A 26763-nucleotide genomic window follows, 5' to 3' on the forward strand; every position below is an offset into this window, starting at 1 on the left:
ACTGTATTTTATCAACATTCCGAATCCTGATTCTTGAATTCTTCCCTTTAGGTTACTCTAGATTTTTTAGAGAAATAAAAAAGTATGTTAAACATAAGATGAAGATAAAAAAATGAAGTGGTGATTTTCTACCGACACGACTCTAATTTTTGATCTCAATGTTGCTTAAATTACCCAATACCCAATCGTGTCTACAATTAATATCCAAGTTATAGAAAATAGCGATCGCTTAGACCGCTATTTATCCCAGAAGTTATCAGATTTGTCCCGTTCTCGCATCCAGCAACTCATAGAACAGGGTCATGTCCAAGTTAATGATCAAATTTGCACATCTAAGAAGGTTAATCTCAAAATAGGCGATCGCATTTCTCTAGAAATTCCCGCCATCGAACCTTTACAACTCATAGCAGCGGATATTCCTCTAGATATCCTCTATGAAGATGAGGAGTTAATTATTCTCAATAAACCCGCTGGTTTGGTTGTTCACCCCGCACCCGGTCATCCTGACGGAACTTTAGTTAATGCTATATTGGCCCATTGTCCTAATTTACCCGGTATTGGCGGTATTCAACGTCCTGGAATAGTTCACCGCTTGGATAAAGATACTACCGGAGCGATTGTTATTGCTAAAACGGATTTAGCTTATCAGCATTTACAAGCACAATTACAAGCAAAAACCGCCAGACGAGAATATTTAGGTTTAGTTTACGGTGTTCCCAAAACGGAAACTGGAAGCATAGACTTACCCATTGGTCGCAATCCCCAAGACCGCAAAAAAATGGGAATTGTTTCTCTAGAAGATGGTGGACGCGCTGCAATAACTCACTGGCAAGTACAAGAGCGTCTTGCTAACTACACATTAATCCACTTTCAACTAGAAACAGGACGTACCCATCAAATTCGCGTCCACAGTGCCAAAATTGGTCATCCTATCGTTGGTGACCCTCTTTATAGTTCTGCTCATTCTATCGGCGTAAATTTGCCAGGACAAGCCCTACACGCTTGGAAACTCCAGTTACAACATCCTGTTTCTGGAAAGTTGCTTGAAGTAACAGCACCCCTTCCCCGCAGTTTTACCACTTTACTAGAAGTATTGCGTCGCCGTAGTGGGGTTTGTTAAGAATTTATGAGTAAATAACGATTTACTCTCAATTTGTGAATATAACTTTTTTTTCATTCACATCCCCCCATGGGGGAAAAAAATAGAAAGTTTTCAAAATATTTAGAAATGTAAATTTAACACTCCTTAACAAAATTCAGGAAAGCTATAAATGGGATAAAACCCTTATATTCTTTTAATTACAAGGGTTTTCAGGAATATTTAAGCAAGCTTAAATTGGTTAATATTGCGATTTTTTGCAAAAAATGTAAAGTTATGTAACAAAAATATCTAGAAATTCTTAGTTGAATACCTTGTATGTAAAGGATTTGAGGCTTTTCTTAGGCGAACATCTTATTTATTCATAATTTGTAATAAATAAAGGTTCTATAGCATTGTATAAACATAAGCTGTAGGGGTTAAACAACAGAAGAAAGTTAAATAAAGCAGGTGATTCATTGAATTTGCCAGTTTCTCATAAATTTACCCTTGACTCTCATAATTTCTGGTTTGTAAACTGTAAACTAGAGAGGAGAGAAGACTTGAGAACGGCTTTGATTTGACTTCGTTGCCAACCAATCCGAATTAGTTTTAATTTAGAGATCTCTCAACTAAGTAATTTAGGAGATTAGAGTCCATGACATTAGATGTATTTTCCAAGGTTGTTTCCCAAGCTGACGCTCGTGGTGAATTCCTCAGCACCGAACAGCTAGATGCTTTGACCGCAGTAGTAGCCGCTGGTAGCAAGCGTTTAGACACTGTTAACCGCATCACCAGCAACGCTAAAGACATCGTTACCGATGCTGCTCGTGCTTTGTTTGAAGAACAGCCCAATTTGATCGCTCCTGGTGGAAACGCTTACACCAACCGTCGGATGGCTGCTTGTTTGCGCGACATGGAAATTATCTTGCGCTATGTAACCTATGCAGCATTAGCGGGTGATGCTAGTGTTCTAGATGACCGTTGCTTAAATGGCTTACGGGAAACCTACCAAGCTTTGGGTACCCCTGGTGCTTCAGTAGCAGTTGGTGTTGGCAAAATGAAAGAAGCAGCGATCGCTAAAATCAACGATCCTAACGGGATCACCAAGGGTGATTGTAGTTCTTTGGTTTCTGAAGTTGCAAGCTACTTTGATCGTGCTGCGGCTGCTGTTGCCTAAAAATTACAAATTAGCTCCCGTCTAAATTGAGCTTTTTTCATAACCTGCATGGCGTAGCCATACAAAACAAGCAAGAAACAATCTAGGAGATTTTCACCAATGAAAACACCAATTACCGAAGCAATTGCATCTGCTGATACCCAAGGACGCTTTTTAAGCAACACCGAATTACAAGCTGTTAACGGTCGTTTCGTTCGCGCTGCTGCCAGCATGGAAGCTGCTCGTGGTTTAACCGCTAATGCTCAAAAATTGATTGATGGTGCTACCAGCGCTGTTTACAGCAAATTCCCTTATACCACCTCTACCCCAGGCGCTCAATTCGCATCTGATGCTCGTGGTAAAGCTAAATGCGCTCGTGACGTTGGTCACTACCTACGCATCATCACCTATAGCCTAGTTGCTGGTGGTACAGGTCCTTTGGATGAGTTCTTGATTGCTGGTTTGTCTGAAATCAACGGCGCGTTTGATTTGTCTCCCAGCTGGTACGTAGAAGCTTTAAAATCCATCAAAGCTAATCATGGTTTGAGTGGTCAAGCTGCTAACGAAGCTAATACCTACATTGACTACGCCATCAACGCTCTTAGCTAGATAGCGTCATGCCCGGAGAGGGATACAATTATTAGATGAAGTTACCCCTCAAGGGGTTCGCCAGTTATTGCTCATGGAGTCACTGCGTTAGTTGGAAAATATCCAACTGTAAATTAAGTGGCGTTAAGACCTCCAAGATCATCCTGGTTCACCTAGCAATTGGATCTAGCTCCGGGCATAGTTTTATCTACAAATAAGGCAAGAGTCAAGAGGGAATAGGTAAGTCCTAATTACCAACGACCAACTTGGATTAAATACCAAGCTTTATTCCGCCAAAATTCGGCACAATAAAGGGAAAAAACATGGCAATTACAACAGCAGCCTCCAGACTAGGAACAGAGCCTTTCAGCGACGCACCCAGAGTTGAACTGCGCCCCAGCGCCAGCCGGGAAGAAGTAGAAGCTGTAATTCGTGCCGTTTATCGTCAAGTCTTAGGAAATGACTATATACTGGCATCAGATCGCTTAATTAGTGCAGAATCACTGCTACGTGACGGCAATTTAAGCGTGAAAGAGTTTGTCCGCAGCGTCGCTAAATCAGAACTCTACAAATCTAAATTCTTCTACAACAGTTTCCAAACTCGGTTAATTGAACTCAACTATAAACATTTGTTGGGTCGCGCACCATACAATGAGTCAGAAGTGACTTACCACTTAGACTTATATATTAACCAAGGTTACGACGCGGAAATTGACTCCTACATTGATTCCCAAGAGTATCAGAATAGCTTTGGGGAAAATGTTGTTCCTTATTATCGCGGGTTCGATTTTCAAACGGGACAAAATGCAGCCGGTTTTACGCGGATGTTCCGTTTATACAGAGGTTATGCTAACAGCGATACCGCTCAGGTTGAAGGTTCTAAATCCCGTTTGGCGCGGGAATTAGCTAGTAATAAAACCTCCTCAGTTGTTGGACCATCTGGTAGTAACAATAACTGGGGTTTCCGCGTATCTGTAGATGACGCTCCTAAGCAAAATCTAGGTAATGCCGTTGGGGAATCCAATCGCACTTACCGGATTGAAGTTACAGGTATTCGCAATCCAGGATACCCCAAAGTCCGCCGTAGCAGTACAGTGTTTATTGTGCCTTACGAGCGCCTTTTAGAGAAAATGCAGCAAATTCATAGAGTTGGCGGCAAAATTGCCAGCATAACATCAACCTAAGCGCTGCTCACGGACAAAACTCACATAGGAGATATAGAAGTAATGTTCGGTCAAACTACACTTGGTGCTAGTAGCGTTTCTTCATCTGCCAGCCGCGTATTTCGTTACGAAGTTGTGGGCTTAAAGCAAAACCAAGAAAGCGACAAGAACAAATTCGACATTCGCCGCAGTGGTAGTGTATTTATTACCGTACCCTACAGCCGCATGAATGAAGAAATGCAGCGGATTAGCCGTCTAGGTGGCAAAATCGTCAAAATTGAAACTTTGACAGCGGCGGAATAAGCATCAAGCCCTGGCAATGATAGAACCCAGTGGAGAAGCATATCCTGCGGAAAATGCACCAAATCTCACACCAGAGATAGCTATTGCTAACCTGCAATCATCAGATCTAAGTCTCCGCTATTATGCTGCTTGGTGGTTGGGTAAGTTCCGAATCAGTCAGCCACAAGCCATAGACGCACTTATCAGCGCGTTAGAGGATGAAGCCGACAGAACAGAACTAGGAGGTTATCCCTTACGGCGCAATGCCGCTAGATCACTTGGTAAATTGGGCAACTTGAAAGCTGTACCAGGTTTAATTAAGTGCTTGGAATGTGCTGATTTTTATGTCCGCGAAGCCGCAGCCCAATCTTTGGCCATGCTCAAGGATAAAACAGCATTACCAGCATTGATAAAACTACTAGATGGGGGTGTTGACCAAGCAGTACAAGTACCTGGTTTACCTCATCTTACCCAGCCCTATACGGCAATATTAGAAGCCTTGGGAGCTATGGGTGCAACTGAGGCTATTTCTCTTGTCCAGCCTTTTCTTCAGCATCCAGTTCCCCGATTACAATGCTCCGCAGCCAGAGCCATGTACCAACTGACACAAGACCCCATCTATGGTGAGTTATTAGTGAAAACTTTGGTGACGGGTGATTTAAAAATGCGTCGCGTTGTTTTGGGAGACCTGGGGGCAATTGGGTATTTAGCAGCAGCAGAGGCTATTGCTCAAGCACAAGTGGAAAATAGCTTTAAACTGATTGCTTTGAAAGGATTATTAGAGTATCAACTGCCAGAACAGTCTGATACTTTTGGTATATCTGAACCAGCTACCCGAGTTATGAATTTGATGGACTCACTCTTATAGTCAGTAGTCAGTTGTCAATTATCAGTTGCAAAACTACTGACTACTGACCACTGACCACTGAGAAAAAATGGATGAACTAATTCGGGCTATTGCCACAGCTGAAACACCTTACCAACTGGTGACAGCAGTGAAGAATTTGGCAGCAATTAAAGATACATCAGCAATTCCCACTTTAATCGCTGTATTTGGTTATAACAATCCAGAAGCAGCGATAGTGGCAGCGGCAGCATTAACAGAGTTGGGAGAGGTAGCAGTCCCACAATTGCTAAACCTTGATGATTATAACTATGGCGCACGGGCTTATTCAATTCGCACTCTGGCAGCGATCGCTGATCCTCGCGCTTTAGATGTTCTTATTGATACTACATTGAATGACTTTGCCCCTAGTGTCCGCCGTGCGGCTGCTAAGGGACTAGGAAACTTACAATGGCATAAGCTAGACATTGTTGCCAGTGAAATAGCTACAAATCGCGCCCTAGAGACACTAATGTGCATCTGTGAAGATACAGACTGGTCAATTCGTTATGCTGCTGTTGTTGGGTTACAAGCTTTAGCGAAAGTAGCTACAGTTAGATCACCTATTTTTGCTAAATTTGCATCAATGCTGACTAAAGATACTGAAAAAGCAGTTCGCGCTCGCGTTCAGTTGGCCTATAGCCAGTAAAGTAATTTACATACCATATAACAAGGTAAAAGTAAAAATGTCAATACCACTACTAGCATACCCCCCTAAATCGCAAAATCAGCGAGTAGAAGGCTACGAAGTCCCCAACGAAGATACACCAACGATGTATCGCTTAAATTATGCCACTTCTGACCAAGATATTGATAGCATCATCTGGGCGGCATATCGGCAAATTTTCAGCGAACACCTGATTTTAGACAGTTATCGGCAAAACTTCTTAGAATCACAACTGCGAAATCGGGCTATTACCCTGCGGGATTTTATCCGGGGTTTAGGCAAATCAGACGTTTACCGCACTCAAGTAGCAGATACAAACTCTAATTATCGTTTAGTTGACATTACTTTAAAACGGTTCTTAGGCCGGGCTGCTTACAATAAAGACGAAGAAATCGCTTGGTCAATTGTCATTGCTACCAAAGGATTACATGGGTTTATAGATGCTTTATTGGATTCCAGTGAGTATTTAGACAACTTTGGTGATGACATTGTACCTTTTCAACGTCGTCGTTTTGGCGATCGCCCCTTTAATTTAGTTAATCCCCGTTACAATGCTTATTGGCGTGATACCCAAAACATTCGCGGTATAACTGGTCGTTCCTTCTACACAGCCCGGACATCAGGACAACTGACTACAGCGGATATCAGACGGGCAATTCCGGCTAATTTCTTCGCTATGGCAGGGTCAATTATTACCAACGAACGCAACTACCAACGTAGTTTAGCCACAGCCCAATCTTTCGTCAGTAGCCTGGAAATACCCGATACTTCCCGCGAAATCGGTACACCACAACCCACTATTAAACCCGTAGCAGTTTCCTTACCTTACCGGTATATCCCCGCTAACGCCAAAAATTAGTAATTCGCAAGAAGCAAGAGGCAAGAGGCAAGAGAAAAATAAATATCTTCCTATTACCTATTACCTATTACCTAACAACTGACAAACATGACAATACCTTTACTAGAATACAAACCCAGTTCTCAAAACCAGCGTGTTTCTGGTTATGAAGTTGCTAACGAAGATACACCCACAATTTACCGCATCGAAGACTGTTCCTTTGGTGAAGAAGTAGAAGAATTAATTTGGGCAGCTTATCGGCAACTTTTCAGTGAACACGTTATCCTCAAATTTTACCGTCAAGTTAATTTAGAATCCCAAGTAAAAAACAAGGCAATTACCGTCCGTGATTTTATCCGGGGTTTAGCTAAATCTGAAGCTTTCCAAAGTTTGGTAATTCAGACTAATTCTAATTACAGATTAGTAGAAATTGGACTAAAACGGTTATTAGGTCGCGCACCATACAACAAAGAAGAAGAAATTGCTTGGTCAATTGTCATTGCTACTAAAGGCTGGGGTGGCTTTGTTGATACTTTGCTAGATTCTGAAGAATATCAAAGTAACTTTGGTGAAAATATTGTTCCCTATCAAAGACGGCGTTATAAAGATAGACCCTTTAATTTGGTAACACCACGATACAGCGATTATTGGCGCGACCAACTCGAAGATGCTCGTTATAAATGGGGTGACATCAAAAACTTTTTGGATATGGCAAATTCCATTAAGATTAAAACAGTGACTTACACACCAGTTAGCACTGCTAATATCCAAATCCCTAACACCACAAGACAAACAACATCAACTGGTATTCCTGTTTCCGTTAGTCCTAGTGCTGGGTTTCCCGTGCGCTAAATAGTTTTTTATCTAGCTGGGTAATCTGGGTGAAAAAAGTTCAAAAGTTTGCATTTTTTTAAGGATTTTAATTTTAGTTACTTTGCTAAGTATAACAACATTTTGAGATGCCAACTTTACCAAAAGGCAGGTTTTTTAAAATGGCAATTCCTTTACTTGAATACAAACCTACAACTCAAAACCAAAGAGTTAGTAGTTTCGGCGCAGCAGATACAAATGAAGACAGTCCTTACATCTACCGCATTGAAAATGCTAACTCTCCCGGCGAAATTCAACAACTAATTTGGGCGGCTTATCGCCAAATTTTCAACGAACAGGAAATTCTCAAATTTAACCGCCAAATTAACTTAGAAACACAACTCAAAAATAGGTCAATTACGGTTAAAGACTTCATTCGCGGTTTGGTGAAATCAGAGCGATTTTATCAGCTAGTTGTGACACCAAATAACAACTATCGCTTGGTAGAAATGTTCCTGAAAAGGATCTTAGGTCGTTCTCCTTACAATGAGCAAGAAAAAATTGCCTGGTCAATTCAAATTGCTACTCTAGGTTGGGGAAAATTTGTTGATGTTTTAATTGATAGTAGCGAGTATGAACAAGCTTTTGGTGATTCTACCGTACCCTATCAACGCAAACGCATGACCACAGACCGACCAATCAGCTTTATGCCCCGCTATGGTGCTGATTATCGAGACCGGGCAGGTATTGTCCAAAGAGGTCGGTATAATCAATGGCGTGGGTTTGTCTACCCAAACTCTGGGCCAAATGTTGATTGGGGGGCGCTATCTGCTGTATTACTAGTCATAACCGCAGGTATCGTCTTCTTATTTATTCTCAATTGGTTAGGAATGAGTTCTATTTACTAACCGTTTCAGGGGAAAATAAGATTAAGAAGAAATAGGGAATAATACGGGGAATTTACACCCTATTCCCTATTCCCTAATTCATTATCTTTGTTTAACTTAATCATAAAAGGAAAAAAACAATATGGCATTGCCATTACTTGAATACAAACCAAGCACCCAAAATCACCGGGTAAGCAGTTTTGGACCTGCTGACCAAAATGAAGATACACCTTATATCTATCGTTTAGAAGATGTTAGTTCTTACACTGACATAACAAGCATCCTTTGGGCTGCTTATCGTCAAGTTTTCAGTGAACATGAAATCCTCAAATTTAACCGTCAAGTTACTTTAGAATCTCAACTTAAAAACGGTTCTTTGTCAGTGCGTGACTTTATTCGGGGTTTAGCAAAATCTGAAGCTTTCTATCGTTTAGTCGTTTCTGTTAATAACAACTACCGTTTAGTAGATATCACCCTCAAACGTTTATTGGGTCGTTGTGCTTACAATAAAAAAGAAGAAATTGCTTGGTCAATTGTCATTTGTAACAAAGGTTTTGGCGGTTTTGTTGATGTTTTATTAGACAGCGCCGAATACACCGAAAATTTTGGCGAAAATACTGTACCTTACCAACGGAAGCGTTTTGTAGACCGTCCCTTTAATTTGGTAACACCCCGTTACGGTGCTGACTTCCAAGAAACAGCAGGTACTGTCAAAACTGACTGGCGCTTTACTTTGGAGAATTTCTACACCGCCAAAGCGAAAGAAAAGCGCATGGCCGAAGGAGATCCTCGCAAATTCGCAGCTATGGCGGCTTCTGTATCTGGTAAAGGTAACTACGCACAAAAGTTATCTTCCTTTGATATTGACTACCTCAATGCTGTTCCTTATCGTGGTAGACGCTAGGTAAGTTAAGCCTGGGGCGGTGTTGCTGAATTAGGGTATGAAAGTCAGAAATTACATTTCTCCTCTTATTGTTTGCGTTTTTGCGTTTCTGCATGAGGCTTCATACTTTTATTCGGCAACACCATTTGTTTATTCAAGTATGTAGATATAATTTTCTAGTTTTCAAAGATTATAGGACTTACGCACGAGTCACGGAATAGGGAGAATAAGGGTTTGAGAGGTATTTTGCGTAAATCCTATGATAAATTTACTTAAGACCTAGCCATGAAAGTACACCTTGATTTGTAGTGTATTCAATCACTACCATTAAAATGAAGCCAATCATGGCCGCTCTACCATTTAATCGTTCGGCATATTCATTGAAGCCAAACTTGGGTTCTTCTAATTTAGGGGTAACAGTTGGTTGTTGTGTCATAATCAGTGGTTTCTCTCTTGTAATTGTCAAACAAAAATTTACAGGGATTTTTCAACTAAATTTCAGAGTATGGTGATCCGTGCTTTACAATTTTTAATTATTCTTTATCTATTGTAATAAGACTGGCCGATTAGTCAAGGTGAAAAAGACTAAAAATTTCGGATTTTGAATTGCTGAATACGGAAATAGTTAAATAGGTACTGGCACGCTAAAGTAAAACAACAGAATATCAGAGGTTATTAATGGAAATTGGTGTTCCTAAAGAAACTAAAGATCAAGAATTTCGGGTAGGGTTAAGTCCTTCTAGTGTCAGGGTGTTACGGGAAAATGGCCATAATATATTTGTAGAAAGTCAAGCTGGGAATGGTGCGGGATTTACTGATGAGGATTACGGCAATGCTGGGGCTGAAATTGTTGATAAAGCCGATGCTGCTTGGGATAGAGAGTTAGTTGTCAAAGTGAAAGAGCCTTTGACAAGTGAGTATAAGTTTTTGCAAAAAGAACAGTTGTTATTTACTTATTTACATTTAGCAGCAAATCGCCAATTAACAGAATATTTAATTGATTGTGGCATTTGTGCGATCGCTTATGAAACCGTAGAACAACCGGGAGCAAATAGACTTCCCTTACTCACTCCTATGAGTATTGTTGCCGGTCGGTTAGCGGTCCAATTTGGTGCTAGATTCTTAGAACGTCAACAAGGGGGAAGAGGGGTACTGTTAGGAGGTATACCGGGGGTTAAAGCTGGTAAAGTGGTGATTTTAGGTGGTGGTGTGGTGGGTACAGAAGCCGCAAAAATTGCCGTGGGTATGGGTGCAATGGTGCAAATATTAGATGTTAATGTGGAACGGTTATCCTACCTAGAAACCCTGTTTGGTTCGAGAGTAGAACTACTTTACAGCAATTCTGCCCATATTGAAGCAGCAGTTAAAGAAGCTGATTTACTGATTGGTGCGGTGTTAATTCCTGGTAAAAAAGCACCCATTTTAGTATCTCGTGAATTAGTTAAACAAATGCGTCCTGGTTCAGTGATTGTTGATGTGGCTGTGGATCAAGGTGGATGTGTTGAAACGCTACAACCGACATCTCATACAAATCCTGTATATATTGATGAGGGGGTAGTACATTATGGAGTTCCGAATATGCCAGGAGCAGTACCTTGGACATCAACACAAGCTCTTAACAACAGTACCTTACCCTATACTGTCCAGTTAGCAAATTTGGGAATTAAAGCTTTAGAGGTTAACCCAGCTTTAGCAAAAGGTTTAAACGTTAAAAATCATCATCTTGTACACCCCGCTCTCAAAGAGGTGTTCCCTGATTTAGTTGGGTAAGCTGTACTGCACTTAATTTGTATAATTATAGCGGGCATCCTGCCCGCACCACAAGATTTAGCCATATATTGATCAAACAACGGGACCAGGGGGGTTTTGTCTGTGTAGCCGTGATTTATAATCACCAGGTATTTGATCACATCAAATCGGATTCCTCTATATATTCCTGCAAACAAGTATATTAATAGGGGTGGAAACTAATAGATGAAACAGCGTCAAAAACTATTTGACCTTATTTCACCATTGATAAAATAATACCTACTAGTGAACCTAAAATTAACGCAATACTACTTAAAGAACTAATTGCAAAACCTGGACCACGTTTTTCCGCTGCTTGGTAATATCCCCAAGCATAAGCAATACGTCCCACTACCCAAGCTGCACCTAGCCCAGAACCCCAAATAGGACTAACGTAAACAGAAAATAACCATAAAGCCGGGATAAATAGAGCCAGTTGTTCTAAGGTGTTTTGCTGTACCCGTAATACTCTTTCAAAATCGGGGTTTCCTGTAGTCTGTGGTACAGGGACTTGATACTTAAATCTGGCTCTACCAACGTTGATTGTGACGACAAAGTATAGTATAAGTGCGGAAACAGTCACTAAACTAGGATAAGGAGACATAAACTTTAGTAAAATCAGAAATTGGCTTTATCTACAAAGTATTATAGATTATATCAAGTTCAGTTAATTAATTAAACTACAATAAGACCAATAGGACTTACGCAAGTGTCACAATAAATTATATGATCATCTCATTTGTTTGTAGTCAGAGCTTTAGCCCTGATGAATGTTACCATAGTTTATAGAAGATAGAACTAAAGTCTTAACTTCGATTTGATCTGTGATGCCAGTTGCGTCCTGTACAATTTTCTAGCATCCCTACCTCGGTCTGTGTCAGGGTTGGAGTTGTGGATTTTATAAGTAATCAAGCGAAAATGATATTATCAGCGAGGAACTTATTTATTTAATTAACCATGACCAATGACAGAACCACTAATTGAATTAAGGGGTATTTCTAAATCCTTCGGTAAGAACAAAGTTTTAGATGATGTTGATCTGAAAATATACCGAGGCCAAGCATTAGGGATTATTGGACCATCGGGAACTGGTAAGTCAACAATTTTACGGGTAATAGCAGGTTTATTAAAACCCGATGCGGGAGAAATTTATATTCAAGGAGTACGAAGGAATGGTTTAATAGAAGATGCTGCTGATCCTGTGGGGATTGGGATGGTATTTCAACAAGCCGCCTTATTTGACTCCTTGACAGTCGAAGAAAATATCGGCTTTTTACTTTATCAAAATTCTAAGTTAAAGCGATCGCAAATTCGTGAACTAGTCCGAGAAAAATTAGAACTGGTGGGTTTAGCAGATATTAGTCATCTCTACCCCTCAGAACTTTCTGGAGGAATGCGAAAAAGGGTAAGCTTTGCGAGAGCAATTATGTCTAATCCTCAACGTCCTACAGATAATCCAGAGGTTTTATTATACGATGAACCTACCGCTGGACTCGACCCCATAGCCTCAACTGTAATTGAGGATCTCATCCGCAGTTTACAGCATACCCAGGGAGTTTGTAGTACATACTCCATTGTTACTCACCAAGATAGTACCATTCGCCGTACCTCTGACCAAATAGTATTTCTTTATCAGGGGAAAGTACAATGGCAAGGTACAGTAGCTGCCTTAGATCATACAGAAAATCCTTTGATTAGACAATTTATGAGTGGGAGCGTACATGGACCGATTCAAGTCACGGGTTAAGTACCAAGTCAAAGAAAATTACCAAGCTTACTTTTTTTGGTGGAGGAATAAATGCGAGGTCTAATGAGCGGTTTTACGTCTACACGCATGATCAGGGAAGGTTCTGTAGGATTGTTACTCTTACTAGGGTTAGGTGCATTTGGGGTAATTTTACTATGGTTGAATAGGCTCACCCCCGGACAAACATCTTATCAAGCAATTGTCGAATTTGCTAACGCCGGCGGAATGCAAAAAGGTTCACCTGTGCGTTTTCGTGGTGTAAAAGTAGGGACTATTACCAGTGTTAAAGCTGGAGCAAATGCTGTTGATGTCGAAATTCAAATTAATTCACCTGATTTAAAGATTCCCAGTAATTCCCTAATTGAAGCCAATCAAAGTGGATTAATTAGCGAAAATATTATTGATATTACACCAAAGGGCGATTTACCTAGAAATATTACCGCTAAACCCCTAGATAAAGACTGTAATCCCAGTTTGATTGTTTGTAATGGTTCTCGCTTAAAAGGTGTAATTGGTATCAGTGTTGATGAAATGATACGGAACTCTTCTGACTTTGCGGCTCAGTATAGTAGCGACAAATTCTATAATAATGTTAACCGCACTTTGGAAACTTCCGCCAATGCTGCGGCCAATATCGCAGCTTTGACTAAGGATTTGCAAAGTTTGAGCAAAAGCGTTCGCGGGCAATTAACTGTATTCTCTGATACTGCCACAACATTGAAAACCTCCACAAACCAACTAACTGCAACTACAATCACAACAGCGGATCAATTAAGAACCACAGCAAAGGATTTTAGTGAAACATCTAAACAGGCAAATCGTTTACTTAATAACTTAGATAGTCTTGTCACTACCAATCGTTCTTCTCTAGTTGGAACTTTGAATAGTATGACAGAAACCAGTAACCAACTTCGTCAGACAGTGATGAGTTTATCACCAACGATTAATCGCTTAACCCAAGGAGAATTACTGAAAAACTTAGAAACACTCTCAGCAAATGCAGCGGAAGCTTCCGCGAATTTAAAAGATGCTTCTAAAACCCTGAATGATCCAAAAAACATTGTCTTATTACAACAAACTTTAGATGCAGCTAGGGTAACATTTGAAAATACTCAAAAAATTACATCTGATTTAGACGAATTAACGGGTGATCCTAAGTTCCGCCAAAATTTACTACAATTAGTGAATGGTTTAAGTAAATTAGTTTCTTCTAGTAAAGATGTACAAGAACAGACAAAAGTAGCTGTAACTTTAGACTCTCTTAAAACCGCTACTAACCCCCCAAAGGTAGTAATTACCGCACCTATTCCCGAAAAACAAGTATCGGTAATCAGTCCCGAACTAGAAACACCACAGAAAGTAGAGACAATTCCCCAACCAGTCCCACAAACACCCAATTCATCTTCAGAAGAACTGCTTGAGCAACTTCGAGATGATCGAGAGCAGGGAAAAATAACAACTGACAATTGACCACCCACTAATTCCAGTCCTCCTCCTCTTTTTTGCCACGACTTTTGTAAATTCCGCCTGTATGATGAATTTGACGGGTTTTTATAAATAATTCATCCTCCGTCAACCCCCAACGTTGTAAAACCTGATTTAAGTCATTTTGGATGTCTCGCGCACCTGGAAAACCTTGATAGCGGATTTTTAGTCTCGCTAATTCTGATAAATTGTAGTCGTTTGCGTCTTGAGCAAGTAGAATATCAATAAGGGGGCGATCGCGGTTGTAAAGTGGATGTTGTTGATCATTACTATCGGGCTTTTGTGTCATAATCAATACTAGTACAAAGTTGACAACCAATCAACAACTCAAGAGCGAAAAATCTCGATCATTGCTAGTTATCTATTATTATCTAAATAATGACGGCAACTACCCCTTGTCACTTACGGATCTCACTATTGGCATTGAGCTTTAAATAAAGATACATTATCTTTAAGAAAATACAAAAAACTTTAGATAAGGGTGAACTTAATCTCACCCAAAATCCAAGCAGCACGAGGGAAAGAACCCGCTATGTTTGAACACTTCACTTCCGAAGCAATTCGGGTAATCATGTTAGCTCAGGAAGAAGCACGACGACTGGGACACAACTTTGTAGGAACAGAACAAATTCTCCTGGGTTTAATGGGAGAAGGAACAGGTGTTGCTGCGAAAGTGCTGGCTGAGTTGGGTGTCACTCTGAAAGAAGCACGTCGGGAAGTAGAAAAAATAATTGGCCGGGGTTCTGGGTTTGTCCCACCGGAAATTCCTTTTACCCCCAAAGTTAAAAGCCTGTTTGAGCAATCTTTCCGAGAAGCTCACGGTCTTGGACATAATTACATAAACACTGAACACTTATTATTAGGTTTAACGGAGGCTGGTGAAGGAGTCGCGGCCAAAGTATTGCAAAATCTAGGAGTAGATTTACCTGTTATCCGTGCGGCTGTAATGAAGCGTCTGGGTGAAGATACAGCGGTTGTCACGGGTGGGAGAAGTAATTCCCAGCGCAATCAAAATCTATCCATAGAGGAGTTCGGTAGAAATCTCACTAAATTGGCTCAGGAGGGCAGATTAGACCCGGTAGTCGGTCGTCAACGAGAAATTGAAAGAACGGTGCAAATTCTCGGTCGCAGAACCAAAAATAACCCGGTTTTGATTGGGGAACCTGGGGTGGGAAAAACAGCAATTGCTGAAGGTTTGGCTCAACGGATTATTAATCAAGATGTTCCCGAAATTTTGCTCAATAAGCAGGTAATTAGCCTGGATATGGGTTCTGTAGTCGCAGGAACTCGTTTCCGGGGTGATTTTGAGGAACGCTTGAAAAAAATCATGGACGAAGTTCGTACCGCAGGTAACATCATCTTAGTTATTGATGAAATTCATACCTTGGTGGGTGCGGGTGGTACGGAAGGCGGTTTAGATGCTGCTAATATACTTAAACCAGCTTTAGCACGGGGTGAACTTCAGTGTATTGGTGCTACTACTTTGGATGAATATCGTCAACATATTGAACGTGATGCAGCATTAGAAAGACGTTTTCAGCCCATTTTGGTAGGTGAACCATCCGTAACAGAAACTATTGATATTCTCTACGGTTTACGCGGTGCTTATGAACAGCATCACAAAGTCCATATTGCTGATGAAGCGATAGTAGCAGCCGCTGAATTAGCAGATCGTTATATCAGCGATCGCTTTCTACCGGACAAAGCCATTGACTTGATTGATGAAGCGGGTTCTCGGGTGCGGTTACGTCATTCCCGCATTACCAATAACAAAGAACTCAAACGGGAATTAACCACCGCCACTAAAGCCAAATCTGAAGCTATCAGAGTCCAGGATTTTACTAAAGCTGGTAAATTACGTCAACAAGAATTATCAATTCAAGCCAGACTTGATTTAGAGGAAAACCAGGAAAGCGTTAACACCCCCATTGTCAATGAAGAAGATATTGCTCAAATTGTCGCTGCTTGGACAGGTGTTCCCGTTAACAAACTGACTGAATCGGAATCTGAATTATTATTACATCTGGAAGACACTTTACACAAACGGCTAATTGGACAAGAACAAGCAGTTAGCTCCGTTTCTCGCGCTATTCGTCGCGCTCGTGTCGGCTTAAAAAGTCCTAATCGTCCTATTGCCAGCTTTATCTTTTCTGGTCCAACCGGTGTAGGTAAAACTGAATTAGCTAAAGCATTAGCGGCTTACTTCTTCGGTTCGGAAGAATCAATGGTGCGTTTAGATATGTCCGAATACATGGAAAGCCACAACGTTTCTAAGTTGATTGGTTCACCTCCAGGTTATGTAGGATACAATGAAGGCGGACAATTAACGGAAGCTGTGCGGCGCAAACCCTATACAGTGTTGCTATTCGACGAAATCGAAAAAGCGCATCCCGATGTATTTAATATGCTGCTGCAAATCTTAGATGACGGTCATCTTACGGATGCGAAAGGCCGGAAAGTGGATTTCAAGAATACATTAATTATCTTGACTTCTAATATTGGTTCTAAGGTAATCGAAAAAGGTGGTAGTAGCTTGGGATTTGAGTTTGATAACCACGCAGAAGCTAGTTATCATCGGATTCGTAACTTAGTCAACGAAGAACTCAAAGCTTATTTCCGTCCAGAATTTCTCAACCGTGTTGATGATATTATCGTCTTCACTCAACTTAACAAAGATGAAGTCAAGCAAATTGCTGAAATTATGCTGGGTGATGTTGCTAGTCGCTTAAAAGATAAGGATATCGCTTTAGAAGTGACAGCAGCTTTCCAAGATAAGGTTGTACAAGAAGGCTATGATCCTAGTTATGGTGCTAGACCATTACGCCGCGCTATTATGCGTTTGCTAGAGGATTCTCTTGTAGAAGCGATTTTATCTGGGGAAATAGCTCAGGGAGATAAGGCTATAGTTGATGTAGATGATGATGGTCAGGTAAAGGTCAGAAAGTCAGAAACCCGTGAGTTGTTATTAACTAATGTTGGTTAATTCGGGATTTCTACAATATTGGTAATTGATTTGGTGGGTGACTTTATTGTTAACCCACCTTTTTTAATGGGTTTGAAACTGTAACTTAAATTCTCGCCAGATAATGTATGATTTGTAATCCAAATATATTTGTCATAACTAATTCAATCAGTATCATACTAGGCTATTATAATTTTTAGTTGGTTTTGATACAGCATTTTTATTTTCATTCATAGATAATAATTAAATAGTTAATTGATTTTAATTACCATCTGACACAAAATTAACAATTAGTTTTATTTTGGAGGCTATTTATAAAGTAAGTATTAAGTAAGGTATGTTACTGCTATACAATAATTGGGGAGTTTGGATGAAGAATTAGCCCAGACGGATAAATAAGATGCGTTACTAGTCGCTAACACACCCTACTATTTAAGTTCTAATTTATAAGTTATCCCTGATAATTAATGACTAATTAGGTTTTGTGCTGATGTCAAATATTTACAATACTCAAGAATTAATTCACATTTTAGCAGCCGAGCGCCAAGCTTGCTTAAAAGGTGAACGTTTAAAGTTAGAATTAACCGTTTCTGGTAATCCATTAATAGACCAATTTGTCAGAACCGAAGGACTACAAAGATTTGCAGCTTACCAAGATTTTAAAACCTCTATTCATCAATATCAACGAGAAAATCAAGTTTCTGGAATTATCTGGAAAGATATCACTATTAAGAACAAAAATCTCCATTATCCAGAAATTGATCCCGAATTAATTGCTTTAGAAAGTGATTTACAAATATTGAAACTTGCCAAAAATTCAATTTTAGAATTTTGGTATATCACAACAGCAGAAATGGATTTATATTTAGGTTTTAGTAATGGTAAACAACATCAAAAAATTGCCAAAATAGACGTAGAAAGAATTACCCAAAGAACAGAATGGGCTACTTTATTAAAATGGGAAAACCCGAACTTTTTAGAAATTATCTTACAATTAGGTTGGGGACAACCCCAAGAAGCAGCTTATAAACGGGGAAGACCACTAGCGGGGAGTGAATTTATTCATGCAGTTAATCCAGGATGTTATCCTATTGGTTAATATGAGGATTCTCTAATGAACCGTAAAACCGTCGAAGTTTTTAATCAAGTATTTACCACTGGTTCTGTGTCAAAGGTCACTGGTGAGTTAGAAGCGATCGCCTCTTACTGAGATTTTTAATTTTTAGAGTTTTGCTAAAATGTAAATGGCTATAAAACCAGGAAATATTCAGCTATGACACTTGCTAATTTATCAATTCCTCAACAATATACACTTGATATTGAACCAGAAGGACGTTTAACTTTACCTTAAGAAATCCAATAAATACTTCATTTAGAATCAGGAGATAGATTAATTTTAACACTTGAAGATAATGACAAACTCCAATTAGTCAGCCTCAAACAACAAGTTAAAAAATTCAGAGGTTTATTAAAAGATAAATCACCTGATAGAAACTTGGTAGATGAACTCATCCAGGAACGCAGACAGGAGTATTTAAGTGAATAAATCTGTGTTAGATGCTTCCGCCTTTTTAGCTTATCTTAGAGATGAAACCGGAGCAGAAATTGTAGAAAATGCCTTGATTAATGGGTGCTATCGCTTCCTCGGCTAATGCTTCCAATTTACTATCTTCACTCTATTGAAATGAAATACCATTCCAAAATGCAGCGCGGTTAGAAATTTCTGACATCCGTAATTTTTTAATGGTAAATAATCGTCGTTTTCACCTTAATATCAACATTCAGTTGTTTCCGCAAAACATTGAAAATAGCAGTCAAATTATCCATCGTTGGATTACCCTTTGCTGATAACATTCGATGTAAACTTTTACTAGGTTTAGAAGTTTCAATTGCTAACTGTTCAAAACCTACAGTTGCATTAACAATATCTCTTAAAATTAATCTTGCTGTTTCTGGTTCACCATTCAGGAAAAGAGAAATAGCTTCATCAAGTAAAGCGATCGCAAACTCAGAATCTCCTTGCACTCTTGCATTAACGGTTTCTTTAAAGTCTCTAGTTAGTGCCATAATAACTACCTCTTCTCTCTATTATCGTTGTCTGTTGCTTGCTCTTTGCTAATTTCTTTTTTTCGTCTTTTGTACTCTTGGTACAATTCTTTAGCACGATTAATATCAGATTGCTGATTTTTCTTTGTTCCCCCACCAAATAAAACTATAAGCTGTTTACCATCTTGAGCTAGATAAATCCGGTATCCAGGACCCCAATCAATCTTATATTCACCAATTCCATCAAACCATTTAACATTTGATGTATTGCCTAATTCCAAACGAGACTTAGCAACTGTTACCTTCGCAGCTGCTTGGGCATCCAAGCTATCAAACCATTCTTGGTAAGGACTTGAACCATCTTCTTTAAGATATTCTTGAACTCTTATAATAGACATACTGCTATAGTAACTTATGTGTTACCTTATGTCAAGCACTATGATTTTAAATAAACTTGTAGTAGTGTAAATTATAAAAAAATGAGTCAGATTAAAGAGTTACATAAACAGGCTACGGATTTATGCAAATCAATATTCATAAATATTTTGCCCGTCGTGGTTTAGTATTTGATGAAGCTAAACTTCTGATTTTTAGTTAAGAATTAACTTGAATACAAAACCTAAATTTTATTTATCACTATGCCGAAATTTTGTAAGTTAGAACTTGATTCATAATTTGCTGTTTCAAAGAATCTGCCGCAACTGAAGCAATAATTTCCCAATCGTTTTCTGTCAACATTACCCCAAGGAGTTCGCGCAAAACCTGATGATTAGAAATAAACTCCTCACCAAGCAGATCGTCTTTATGAAAAATATCTCCAAGAAATTAGTCGGGAGGATTTAATATGACAGGACATAAAAAGTTTAGCAATCTTACTAAAGATTTCTCCGCAGAAAGAAAAGCCAAAATTGCCACTCAAACAGCTAAATTAAAAGAGGAAATGGCATTAGCTGAATTACACCAAGCTTTAAAAATATTTCAAGCTCAATTAGCTGAAAAGTTGCAAATTAAACAACTTGCTATTTCTAGATTAGAAAATCGTACTGATATGTATGTTAGTCATCTGCGAGAAGTTATTGAAGCTATGGGAGGAGAATTGAAAATAACGGCAAAATTCCCTGATGTTGAAGTAACAATTACTAATTTTGAAAATTTGGCAATGGATATTGATGAGTAGGAGTTGAAGATAGAGAAAAAATTAAGATTTTTAATTTTTAGAGTTTTGCTAAAATGTAAATGGCTATAAAACCAGGAAATATTCAGCTATGACACTTGCTAATTTATCAATTCCTCAACAATATACACTTGATATTGAACCAGAAGGACGTTTAACTTTACCTCAAGAAATCCAATAAATACTTCATTTAGAATCAGGAGATAGATTAATTTTAACACTTGAAGATAATGGCAAACTCCAATTAGTCAGCCTCAAACAACAAGTTAAAAAATTAAGAGGTTTATTAAAAGATAAATCACCTGATAGAAACTTGGTAGATGAACTTATCCAGGAACGGAGACAGGAGTATTTAAGTGAATAAATCATAGCTTACCGATCAGTTTGTCATACTCTGTGTGTGTTCCAATCCAAAACCAAGAAATACCGTTTTCGACTTCAACACCCAAAGCACGATAATTTAAACCTGCTCGAACTGACCAATATTTGTTACCTAGCTTTTTAAAATGTAACGATGGATGAGATTTATCAGCCTTGAGTAACTCATAGCATTGATCAGCCGTTTGCTGTACACTTTCAGGGAGGGCATTATAATATTTCCAGAATCGTTCTGTTGTATAGTGCATCAGATTTCGCGGCTATGCCCTGCTTGAAACTCAGCGATCGCTTCTGCTGCTAATGCTTCCAACTTACCATCTGCAATATCACGTTCTATCTGCTCATCCCAAAGTTCATAATCTAGGTTTAAAAACCATTGTCTCAGTTTCTCAAAATCATGAGATGGAAGTGAGAGAATTGCAGTTTCAATTTGTTCTAGCTGTGACATAAATAGTTTTTACCTCTTTATTCTTGAGAAAATTATAGCTTTATTTTGTCCTAGAGTTCTGAATTGATTCAGTGATAGCATACAGCGCGACTTAAGAATCGCTTTATCCAGGGTGTTTTCTATATAGCGGAGTTTACGGCGGCATCTTGCCCGCTAAATATGTACCTCATAACACCGGGAAGTGCTGTATGTATGTTAGTCATCGGCGAGAAGTTATTGAAGCTATGGGAGGAGAATTGAAAATAACGGCAAAATTCCCTGATGTGGAAGTAACAATTACTAATTTTGAAGATTGGGCAATGGAGACTAATGAGTAGGGTAATCCTTCATCAAAGAATTTACTGCTGAACTTTTCATCAAGGTGTGGGGGTTGGTTGTGGTATTTCGGAAGTAGGAACACCCATATAAAAAAGTAGAAATACTAAAACAAATGCTGCAAATGCTCCTGTGGCTTTAACCTGGGTTTTTGTCTTCATAAAAGGTATTGAAGATTGTAAACCAAGATCACCAGAAACTAAATAACCGGCAATACCAGCAAATGCAGATGCTAAAAATCTCACAATAGCTAAAGCATTACCATTCATACTTCTAGGGTTGAGAATCAGGACGATAAAAGTTATTAATACTGCTAAAGCCATAGCCAAAGCAATACCCCGTTCAGCAGAAGAAATAGGTGGTTGTGGTTGTGGTTGTGGTTCTGGTTTTGGTTGTGGTGGTGGTGGTGTCATAGGAGGGTCAAGTGGTTGTGGTGGTTTTATTGGATCAGGATCTCCGGGTTTTGGTCTTTCTTCTTCAATCCAATTTAGCAGTTTTCGCGCATTAAATGTTTCTGTTAGTTCTTCGGGAATGAAATCTAAATTTTTATCTGCATAAACCAGTAAATTTTTATAATCTGCAAATATACCAGGATGTCCGGGAATTGGTACTTTTTCTTTCGCTTCTAAACCTTGAATAGTTTGATGAATACTATCGAACTGAGAACGAATCATTGCGAGTAAATCTCTGCGGGTGAAATCACTACCACTAATAAAAATAAAGATTTTGCGGTCTTCTTGATCACTTTTTACTAATGCTCGATTTTTATTGTATCTTAATACAATACCACTTCGCCACCAAGTTTTTTTATCTGCTAGATGGTGCATTCTCACAATCAAACGGGAAATAATGCTGCTAGGTAAAATATTATAATGATATTCAAAAGCCAGAACATTCTCCCATTCCCCAGTTGCAGGTTCTTCTTTTGGTAACAAGTCAGGAATAAGATATTTATCTTTATCATCCAAAGGAAAACAGAGTTCAAACCTCTCCATCATTTTGATAATAAATTCTGGCTTATCGTCGGGATATTTAGAATCATCTAAAATTCTTCTTAGTTCTTGAAGTGTCAACATACCACGAAATTCAGTCGTTAATAAATTGTCATTGAGAATTTTATAAACACCGTTTGTTACCCATTCTGGATTAAGCACCGGAACACCTTTTAAGCCGAAATCATCTCTAAAATTGAGAACAATACCCAATTGATGCAGCAATTCCATTAAAGTAGATTGTTTAAGTTTTTCATTAATTTTTTCATTCTGGCAAATACCCTCATATTCGTGGTAGAGAATATAGTCCTTTTCCATCTTTTCTAAATGGGTTTTTACCTGAAACCAACTTTTAGGTAAAGGGTCGTTAATGCCTTTTAAATTAGCAAGTTCGCGTTTAATAATTGATAATAAATTTTCTATACCTGCTCCAGTTTTACAAGAAATAGGAACTATATCTTTAATATTTTTGTATTTTTTGTGTAAGCCAGTTTGATCAAGATCCAAAGGATGCTCATCAATTTTATTTCCAACTAAAATAATCGGGGAATCACCGCCAAAACTCTGAATAATTTTTAGCCAATATTCTAATCTATTTTGTTGTTCATCCTCACGGGCATTAATTACCAGCAGGTAAAGGCTACGTTTAGTGAGAAAAAATTGGTGGGTAGCGTGCATGATTTCCTGTCCACCAAAATCCCATATATTTAGTCGAATGGTTTGCTGATTAACTTCTAAACGCCAATTTTCAATATTGATGCCGTTGGTTTTGCTTTCGTTGGCATCGAATGTGTTGTTAATCAGTCGTTTAACTAGGGAAGTTTTACCCACAGTTCCTTGACCAACTAGCAATACCTTAGCTTCATTGAGAGGTTGTTGCTCCTCGGTTTGCAGAGAGAAATAGTAGGTGAGAATCTCTGACGGTTTACCTAAGCTACCCCAACTGCTCCCTAAAATTTCTGCGGGAATATTTAGCTGATTCCCACGTAAATCGAGTTTTCCAAGTTGAGATAATTGTTTAATGGCTTCTGGCAATGTTGTCAGTTGATTGTTTCTGAGGCCAAGCCCCGTCAGATTGGAGAGTTGGGCAATGGCTTCTGGCAATGTTGTCAGTTGATTGTTACTGAGGCCAAGCCCCGTCAGATTGGAGAGTTGGGCAATGGCTTCTGGCAATCTTGTCAGTTGATTGTTACTGAGGTAAAGCCCCGTCAGATTGGAGAGTTGGGCAATGGCTTCTGGCAATCTTGTCAGTTGATTGTTACTGAGGTCAAGCTCCCTCAGATTGGAGAGTTGGGCAATGGCTTCTGGCAATCTTGTCAGTTGATTGTTACTGAGGTCAAGCTCCCTCAGATTGGAGAGTTGGGCAATGGCTTCTGGCAATCTTGTCAGTTGATTGTCACTGAGGTTAAGATACATCAGATGGGAGAGTTGGGCAATGGCTTCTGGCAATGTTGTCAGTTGATTGTCACTGAGGTAAAGCACCGTCAGATTGGAGAGTTGGGCAATGGCTTCTGGCAATCTTGTCAGTTGATTGTCACTGAGGTTAAGATACATCAGATGGGAGAGTTGGGCAATGGCTTCTGGCAATCTTGTCAGTTGATTGTTTCTGAGGTTTAATGTAGTTTCTTTGTCCCTAGCAGCTTTTTCGATGATTTGCAGCAGTTCTTGATCAGTCATGGCTAGTCACCAACTCAGAAGAAAAAAGACTAGTATGAATCATATAGCATTTCCTAGTCTAATGAACTACAAAATTATCTGTGTTTATCCGCGTCCATCTGCGTTTAATTATTTTCGGTTTAATATATAGTAATTAAATGACTCTTACGATCATCTCATCAACTAACCGACTCTTGCGCTTCCCGATACAATCTTTTAGCGATCCGAAATAATTCCTGGCCTGTGTGTAAATAACGTTCGTCATAGCTTAATGGGAAATAAGCTAACTCTTCAATTCCCTCCCCTATTTGACTCATACAGTAGTAAATGTGTGCTGCTGCTGCTGCAAAATTAACAGGATTTGGTAAAGAACGAAACCTGATTTGAGCGTCTTTTAAGTCTTCTCTACAGGATTCTAAATAATCTTGAAATTCGTCTAAAAGAACATCATCAAAAGGATCTGCCGCTAATTCCTCAATTTGTTCTTTTAAAGAATTGAGAATTGTTCCAAGTATCCGATTTACCGGTTTATAAACTAGTTTTAACCATTCTTCAATGTTCTCATCAACATCTTTTCTAACTTTTCTAGTCGCTTTATAATGCTCTTGGGCAGATTCTGAGCGTTTTTGGCGAGTATAATGGGAATTTTTCTGACTATAGCGCAGTTCTTGATCATAATTAAGACGACTTTTGCTGTCACTTAAAACTTCATAAGCAGCATTAACACGAATAATTCCTTCATTATCTGTTATTTCTTGATTAATATCAGGATGGAAAATTTTGACCAAGCGGCGATAGGCTTGTTTGATCTCCGCTTGGCTGGCATTATTACTGACTTTTAAGGTATCGTAATGGTTAAAATCGGACATGAATCCAATAGGTTGTTAATTGACATTAGTTACTGTTTTCTAGATCTTGGAATAAAGGTGTACTTAAGTATCTCTCACCGAAACTAGGCTGAATCATCACAATTAACCGCTCTCGATTTTCTGGACGTTGGCCTACACGAATGGCTGCACAAAGGGCCGCACCAGTGGAAATTCCCGATAATAATCCTTCTTCCCTTGCTAATTTACGACTATAGGCGATCGCCTCCTCATCAGTAACCGTAATCACCTCATCAATTAATTCTACTTTTAATACCTGAGGAATAAAACCCGCCCCAATCCCTTGAATTTTGTGAGGACCAGGTTTACCACCAGATAATATAGGGCTATTAGCTGGTTCTACCGCTACACTGGTAAAACTCGGCTTCCGTTTTTTAATGACTTCCGACACCCCAGTAATAGTACCACCAGTCCCCACTCCCGCCACAATTATATCTACCTGACCATCGGTATCTGACCAAATTTCTTCCGCAGTAGTTTCCCGGTGAATTTGGGCATTAGCCGGGTTACGAAATTGCTGTAACATATAAGAATAGGGTGTTCTATCCACTATCTCCTGGGCCCGACGAATCGCCCCACTCATCCCCGCAATTCCCGGCGTGAGTTCCAATTCGGCCCCATAAGCCCTTAACATTGCTCGCCGTTCCGCGCTCATAGTTTCCGGCATGGTTAAAATTAATTTATACCCCATGGCTGCCGCCGCCATCGCCAAAGCAATACCCGTATTTCCCGATGTTGGCTCTACTAAAATCGTCTTCCCTGGCGCGATTAATCCTTCTTTCTCCGCAGCATCAATCATACTTACCCCAATCCGGTCTTTTACTGATGCAGAGGGGTTCATACTTTCCAATTTCACCACAATTCTCGCCACACAACCCAATTCTTGGGGAATCCGGTTTAACTGTACTAAAGGTGTCCGTCCCACCAATTCCGTAATATTTTTGACAATAGCCATGATAAGTTTTTACGTCCTTAAATGTAGTACATGATATCCAACTGCTTTCGGGAATCTCGTTTTTCACAAAGATCCTGAAGTGAATAGTTTTGTAACACTGAATTTGCCGCTTGACGTGCTTCTTGCCAAATTTCCGTCACCACAGTATGATCTAAACTTGTGCGGTGAGAATCCTGATCACTTGTCTGCACATCTAAACCTTCCAAACATTCTAAAATATCAAAGATACTAATTTTCCGAGGTTCGCGCGCCAATAAATAACCGCCTTTTGAACCCCGTTGACTTTTCACTATACCCCCACGCCGCAAACTTGCTAACAGTTGTTCTAAATAACGATCAGGTATCTTTTGTTGCATAGCGATTTGCCGAATTTGCATCGGTTCACCGTTTTCGTAATGAGTAGCCATTTCTAATAACGCCAAAATTGCGTATTCAGATTTACATGATAGTTCCACAAGCAGTAATCCAAGATGAAAGTTGAAGCATGAAGATGAACAAAATCCAACAGTTCCCCTCTTTTCCAGTATACTCCCGTTCTCCACTGGGGTTTTTATTGCCCGTAAAAAAAACCCCCGCCTCATGGCAGGGTAAAATAATTTGGGCGTAGACATATTGAGCTATGAAAATCAAAACTTTCATTTCTCAAACTCTTAGTTTTCGCGTCTTTGCACCTTAGCGTCAGACAAATTCAT

General features: G+C 39.3%; 30 protein-coding genes. 18 read left to right on the forward strand and 12 right to left on the reverse strand.

What is annotated here, in order from left to right; translation table 11 throughout:
* The first annotated feature begins 187 nt into the window (after positions 1-187).
* The 11 genes from FFO06_RS13120 to cpcG4 all read left to right on the forward strand — a co-directional run bounded on the left by FFO06_RS13120 (position 188) and on the right by cpcG4 (position 9259).
* The gene (locus tag FFO06_RS13120; protein ID WP_137908444.1) at positions 188-1120 is read left to right on the forward strand and encodes an RluA family pseudouridine synthase; all 933 of its coding nucleotides are present in this window, start codon (positions 188-190) and stop codon (positions 1118-1120) included.
* 616 nt (positions 1121-1736) lie between these two features.
* Positions 1737-2258 (forward strand): C-phycocyanin subunit beta, encoded by a 522-nt coding sequence (gene cpcB / locus FFO06_RS13125; protein WP_028084588.1) that lies wholly within the window; start codon positions 1737-1739, stop codon positions 2256-2258.
* A gap of 99 nt (positions 2259-2357) precedes the next feature.
* A complete protein-coding gene (gene cpcA, locus FFO06_RS13130; protein ID WP_028084587.1) occupies positions 2358-2846 on the forward strand; it encodes a C-phycocyanin subunit alpha in 489 nt (162 codons plus the stop codon).
* Between the two features lie 302 nt (positions 2847-3148).
* On the forward strand, positions 3149-4009 hold the full coding sequence (locus FFO06_RS13135; RefSeq protein WP_028084586.1) for a phycobilisome linker polypeptide: 861 nt from the start codon (positions 3149-3151) through the stop codon (positions 4007-4009).
* 42 nt (positions 4010-4051) lie between these two features.
* Positions 4052-4291, forward strand: a complete 240-nt coding sequence (cpcD, locus tag FFO06_RS13140; RefSeq protein WP_137908445.1) for a rod-capping linker protein CpcD — start codon at positions 4052-4054, stop codon at positions 4289-4291.
* A 16-nt stretch (positions 4292-4307) separates the two neighbouring features.
* Complete coding sequence (gene cpcE, locus FFO06_RS13145) at positions 4308-5138, forward strand: C-phycocyanin alpha-cysteine-84 phycocyanobilin lyase subunit CpcE (protein WP_137908446.1); 831 nt, start codon at positions 4308-4310, stop codon at positions 5136-5138.
* 67 nt (positions 5139-5205) lie between these two features.
* Positions 5206-5802, forward strand: a complete 597-nt coding sequence (gene cpcF / locus FFO06_RS13150; protein WP_137908447.1) for a C-phycocyanin alpha-cysteine-84 phycocyanobilin lyase subunit CpcF — start codon at positions 5206-5208, stop codon at positions 5800-5802.
* 37 nt (positions 5803-5839) lie between these two features.
* Positions 5840-6679 carry a phycobilisome rod-core linker protein CpcG1 gene (gene cpcG1, locus FFO06_RS13155; RefSeq protein WP_137908448.1) on the forward strand — a complete coding sequence of 280 codons (840 nt, stop codon included), beginning with the start codon at positions 5840-5842 and terminating at the stop codon, positions 6677-6679.
* Between the two features lie 87 nt (positions 6680-6766).
* The gene (gene cpcG2 / locus FFO06_RS13160; RefSeq protein ID WP_137908449.1) at positions 6767-7510 is read left to right on the forward strand and encodes a phycobilisome rod-core linker protein CpcG2; all 744 of its coding nucleotides are present in this window, start codon (positions 6767-6769) and stop codon (positions 7508-7510) included.
* Between the two features lie 140 nt (positions 7511-7650).
* Positions 7651-8376, forward strand: coding sequence for a phycobilisome rod-core linker protein CpcG3 (cpcG3, locus tag FFO06_RS13165; protein WP_137908450.1), 726 nt, complete (start codon positions 7651-7653; stop codon positions 8374-8376).
* Between the two features lie 121 nt (positions 8377-8497).
* Positions 8498-9259: a phycobilisome rod-core linker protein CpcG4 gene (cpcG4, locus tag FFO06_RS13170; RefSeq protein ID WP_137908451.1), complete on the forward strand. Its 762-nt coding sequence runs from the start codon at positions 8498-8500 to the stop codon at positions 9257-9259.
* Between the two features lie 247 nt (positions 9260-9506).
* Here cpcG4 and FFO06_RS13175 read toward each other — a convergent pair whose 3' ends face one another.
* Positions 9507-9674 carry a CAB/ELIP/HLIP family chlorophyll-binding protein gene (locus FFO06_RS13175; protein WP_137908452.1) on the reverse strand — a complete coding sequence of 56 codons (168 nt, stop codon included), beginning with the start codon at positions 9672-9674 and terminating at the stop codon, positions 9507-9509.
* Positions 9675-9916: 242 nt separating this feature from the next.
* On the opposite strand from FFO06_RS13175, the gene ald reads away from it, so the two are divergent.
* Entirely contained in the window at positions 9917-11008 is a 1092-nt protein-coding gene (gene ald / locus FFO06_RS13180) for an alanine dehydrogenase (RefSeq protein ID WP_137908453.1), read from the forward strand.
* A gap of 232 nt (positions 11009-11240) precedes the next feature.
* On the opposite strand, the gene FFO06_RS13185 is transcribed toward ald, so the two are convergent.
* Positions 11241-11630: an MAPEG family protein gene (locus tag FFO06_RS13185; RefSeq protein WP_137908454.1), complete on the reverse strand. Its 390-nt coding sequence runs from the start codon at positions 11628-11630 to the stop codon at positions 11241-11243.
* 360 nt (positions 11631-11990) lie between these two features.
* Here FFO06_RS13185 and FFO06_RS13190 point away from each other — a divergent pair, with 360 nt between their 5' ends.
* Complete coding sequence (locus tag FFO06_RS13190; RefSeq protein ID WP_137908455.1) at positions 11991-12773, forward strand: ABC transporter ATP-binding protein; 783 nt, start codon at positions 11991-11993, stop codon at positions 12771-12773.
* 51 nt (positions 12774-12824) lie between these two features.
* Positions 12825-14243 (forward strand): MlaD family protein, encoded by a 1419-nt coding sequence (locus FFO06_RS13195; RefSeq protein WP_137908456.1) that lies wholly within the window; start codon positions 12825-12827, stop codon positions 14241-14243.
* A gap of 7 nt (positions 14244-14250) precedes the next feature.
* Here FFO06_RS13195 and FFO06_RS13200 read toward each other — a convergent pair whose 3' ends face one another.
* Positions 14251-14547, reverse strand: coding sequence for a DUF3288 family protein (locus FFO06_RS13200; protein ID WP_137908457.1), 297 nt, complete (start codon positions 14545-14547; stop codon positions 14251-14253).
* Positions 14548-14790: 243 nt separating this feature from the next.
* Between FFO06_RS13200 and FFO06_RS13205 the strand changes: the two genes are divergently transcribed.
* Both FFO06_RS13205 and FFO06_RS13210 read left to right on the forward strand, forming a co-directional pair.
* Entirely contained in the window at positions 14791-17241 is a 2451-nt protein-coding gene (locus FFO06_RS13205; RefSeq protein WP_137908483.1) for an ATP-dependent Clp protease ATP-binding subunit, read from the forward strand.
* Between the two features lie 469 nt (positions 17242-17710).
* Positions 17711-18319: a hypothetical protein gene (locus FFO06_RS13210; protein WP_137908458.1), complete on the forward strand. Its 609-nt coding sequence runs from the start codon at positions 17711-17713 to the stop codon at positions 18317-18319.
* Positions 18320-18960: 641 nt separating this feature from the next.
* On the opposite strand, the gene FFO06_RS13225 is transcribed toward FFO06_RS13210, so the two are convergent.
* Together FFO06_RS13225 and FFO06_RS13230 are read right to left on the reverse strand one after the other, a co-directional pair.
* On the reverse strand, positions 18961-19287 hold the full coding sequence (locus FFO06_RS13225; protein ID WP_137908459.1) for a helix-turn-helix domain-containing transcriptional regulator: 327 nt from the start codon (positions 19285-19287) through the stop codon (positions 18961-18963).
* A gap of 5 nt (positions 19288-19292) precedes the next feature.
* Positions 19293-19664: a type II toxin-antitoxin system RelE/ParE family toxin gene (locus tag FFO06_RS13230; RefSeq protein WP_137908460.1), complete on the reverse strand. Its 372-nt coding sequence runs from the start codon at positions 19662-19664 to the stop codon at positions 19293-19295.
* Between the two features lie 446 nt (positions 19665-20110).
* On the opposite strand from FFO06_RS13230, the gene FFO06_RS13235 reads away from it, so the two are divergent.
* Complete coding sequence (locus FFO06_RS13235) at positions 20111-20443, forward strand: XRE family transcriptional regulator (protein WP_137908461.1); 333 nt, start codon at positions 20111-20113, stop codon at positions 20441-20443.
* Between the two features lie 362 nt (positions 20444-20805).
* Here FFO06_RS13235 and FFO06_RS13245 read toward each other — a convergent pair whose 3' ends face one another.
* Together FFO06_RS13245 and FFO06_RS13250 are read right to left on the reverse strand one after the other, a co-directional pair.
* The gene (locus FFO06_RS13245; RefSeq protein WP_137908462.1) at positions 20806-21066 is read right to left on the reverse strand and encodes a ParE family toxin-like protein; all 261 of its coding nucleotides are present in this window, start codon (positions 21064-21066) and stop codon (positions 20806-20808) included.
* Positions 21066-21266 (reverse strand): hypothetical protein, encoded by a 201-nt coding sequence (locus FFO06_RS13250; RefSeq protein ID WP_028082389.1) that lies wholly within the window; start codon positions 21264-21266, stop codon positions 21066-21068. The genes FFO06_RS13245 and FFO06_RS13250 overlap by 1 nt, the downstream gene beginning before the upstream one ends.
* A 188-nt stretch (positions 21267-21454) precedes the next feature.
* On the opposite strand from FFO06_RS13250, the gene FFO06_RS22335 reads away from it, so the two are divergent.
* Complete coding sequence (locus tag FFO06_RS22335) at positions 21455-21583, forward strand: hypothetical protein (protein WP_268904602.1); 129 nt, start codon at positions 21455-21457, stop codon at positions 21581-21583.
* A 39-nt stretch (positions 21584-21622) separates the two neighbouring features.
* Here the strand turns inward: FFO06_RS22335 and FFO06_RS13260 are convergent, their stop codons facing one another.
* The 5 genes from FFO06_RS13260 to FFO06_RS13280 form a co-directional block, all read right to left on the reverse strand.
* Complete coding sequence (locus tag FFO06_RS13260) at positions 21623-24250, reverse strand: leucine-rich repeat domain-containing protein (protein ID WP_137908463.1); 2628 nt, start codon at positions 24248-24250, stop codon at positions 21623-21625.
* A gap of 158 nt (positions 24251-24408) precedes the next feature.
* The gene (locus FFO06_RS13265) at positions 24409-25098 is read right to left on the reverse strand and encodes a J domain-containing protein (RefSeq protein WP_137908464.1); all 690 of its coding nucleotides are present in this window, start codon (positions 25096-25098) and stop codon (positions 24409-24411) included.
* A 25-nt stretch (positions 25099-25123) separates the two neighbouring features.
* Complete coding sequence (cysK, locus tag FFO06_RS13270) at positions 25124-26071, reverse strand: cysteine synthase A (RefSeq protein ID WP_137908465.1); 948 nt, start codon at positions 26069-26071, stop codon at positions 25124-25126.
* Between the two features lie 17 nt (positions 26072-26088).
* A complete protein-coding gene (locus FFO06_RS13275) occupies positions 26089-26526 on the reverse strand; it encodes an RrF2 family transcriptional regulator (RefSeq protein ID WP_137908466.1) in 438 nt (145 codons plus the stop codon).
* Positions 26510-26710, reverse strand: coding sequence for a hypothetical protein (locus tag FFO06_RS13280; protein ID WP_137908467.1), 201 nt, complete (start codon positions 26708-26710; stop codon positions 26510-26512). The genes FFO06_RS13275 and FFO06_RS13280 overlap by 17 nt, the downstream gene beginning before the upstream one ends.
* Positions 26711-26763 lie beyond the last annotated feature (53 nt).

The organism is Dolichospermum planctonicum (assembly GCF_005402965.1).
Lineage (GTDB): Bacteria > Cyanobacteriota > Cyanobacteriia > Cyanobacteriales > Nostocaceae > Dolichospermum > Dolichospermum planctonicum.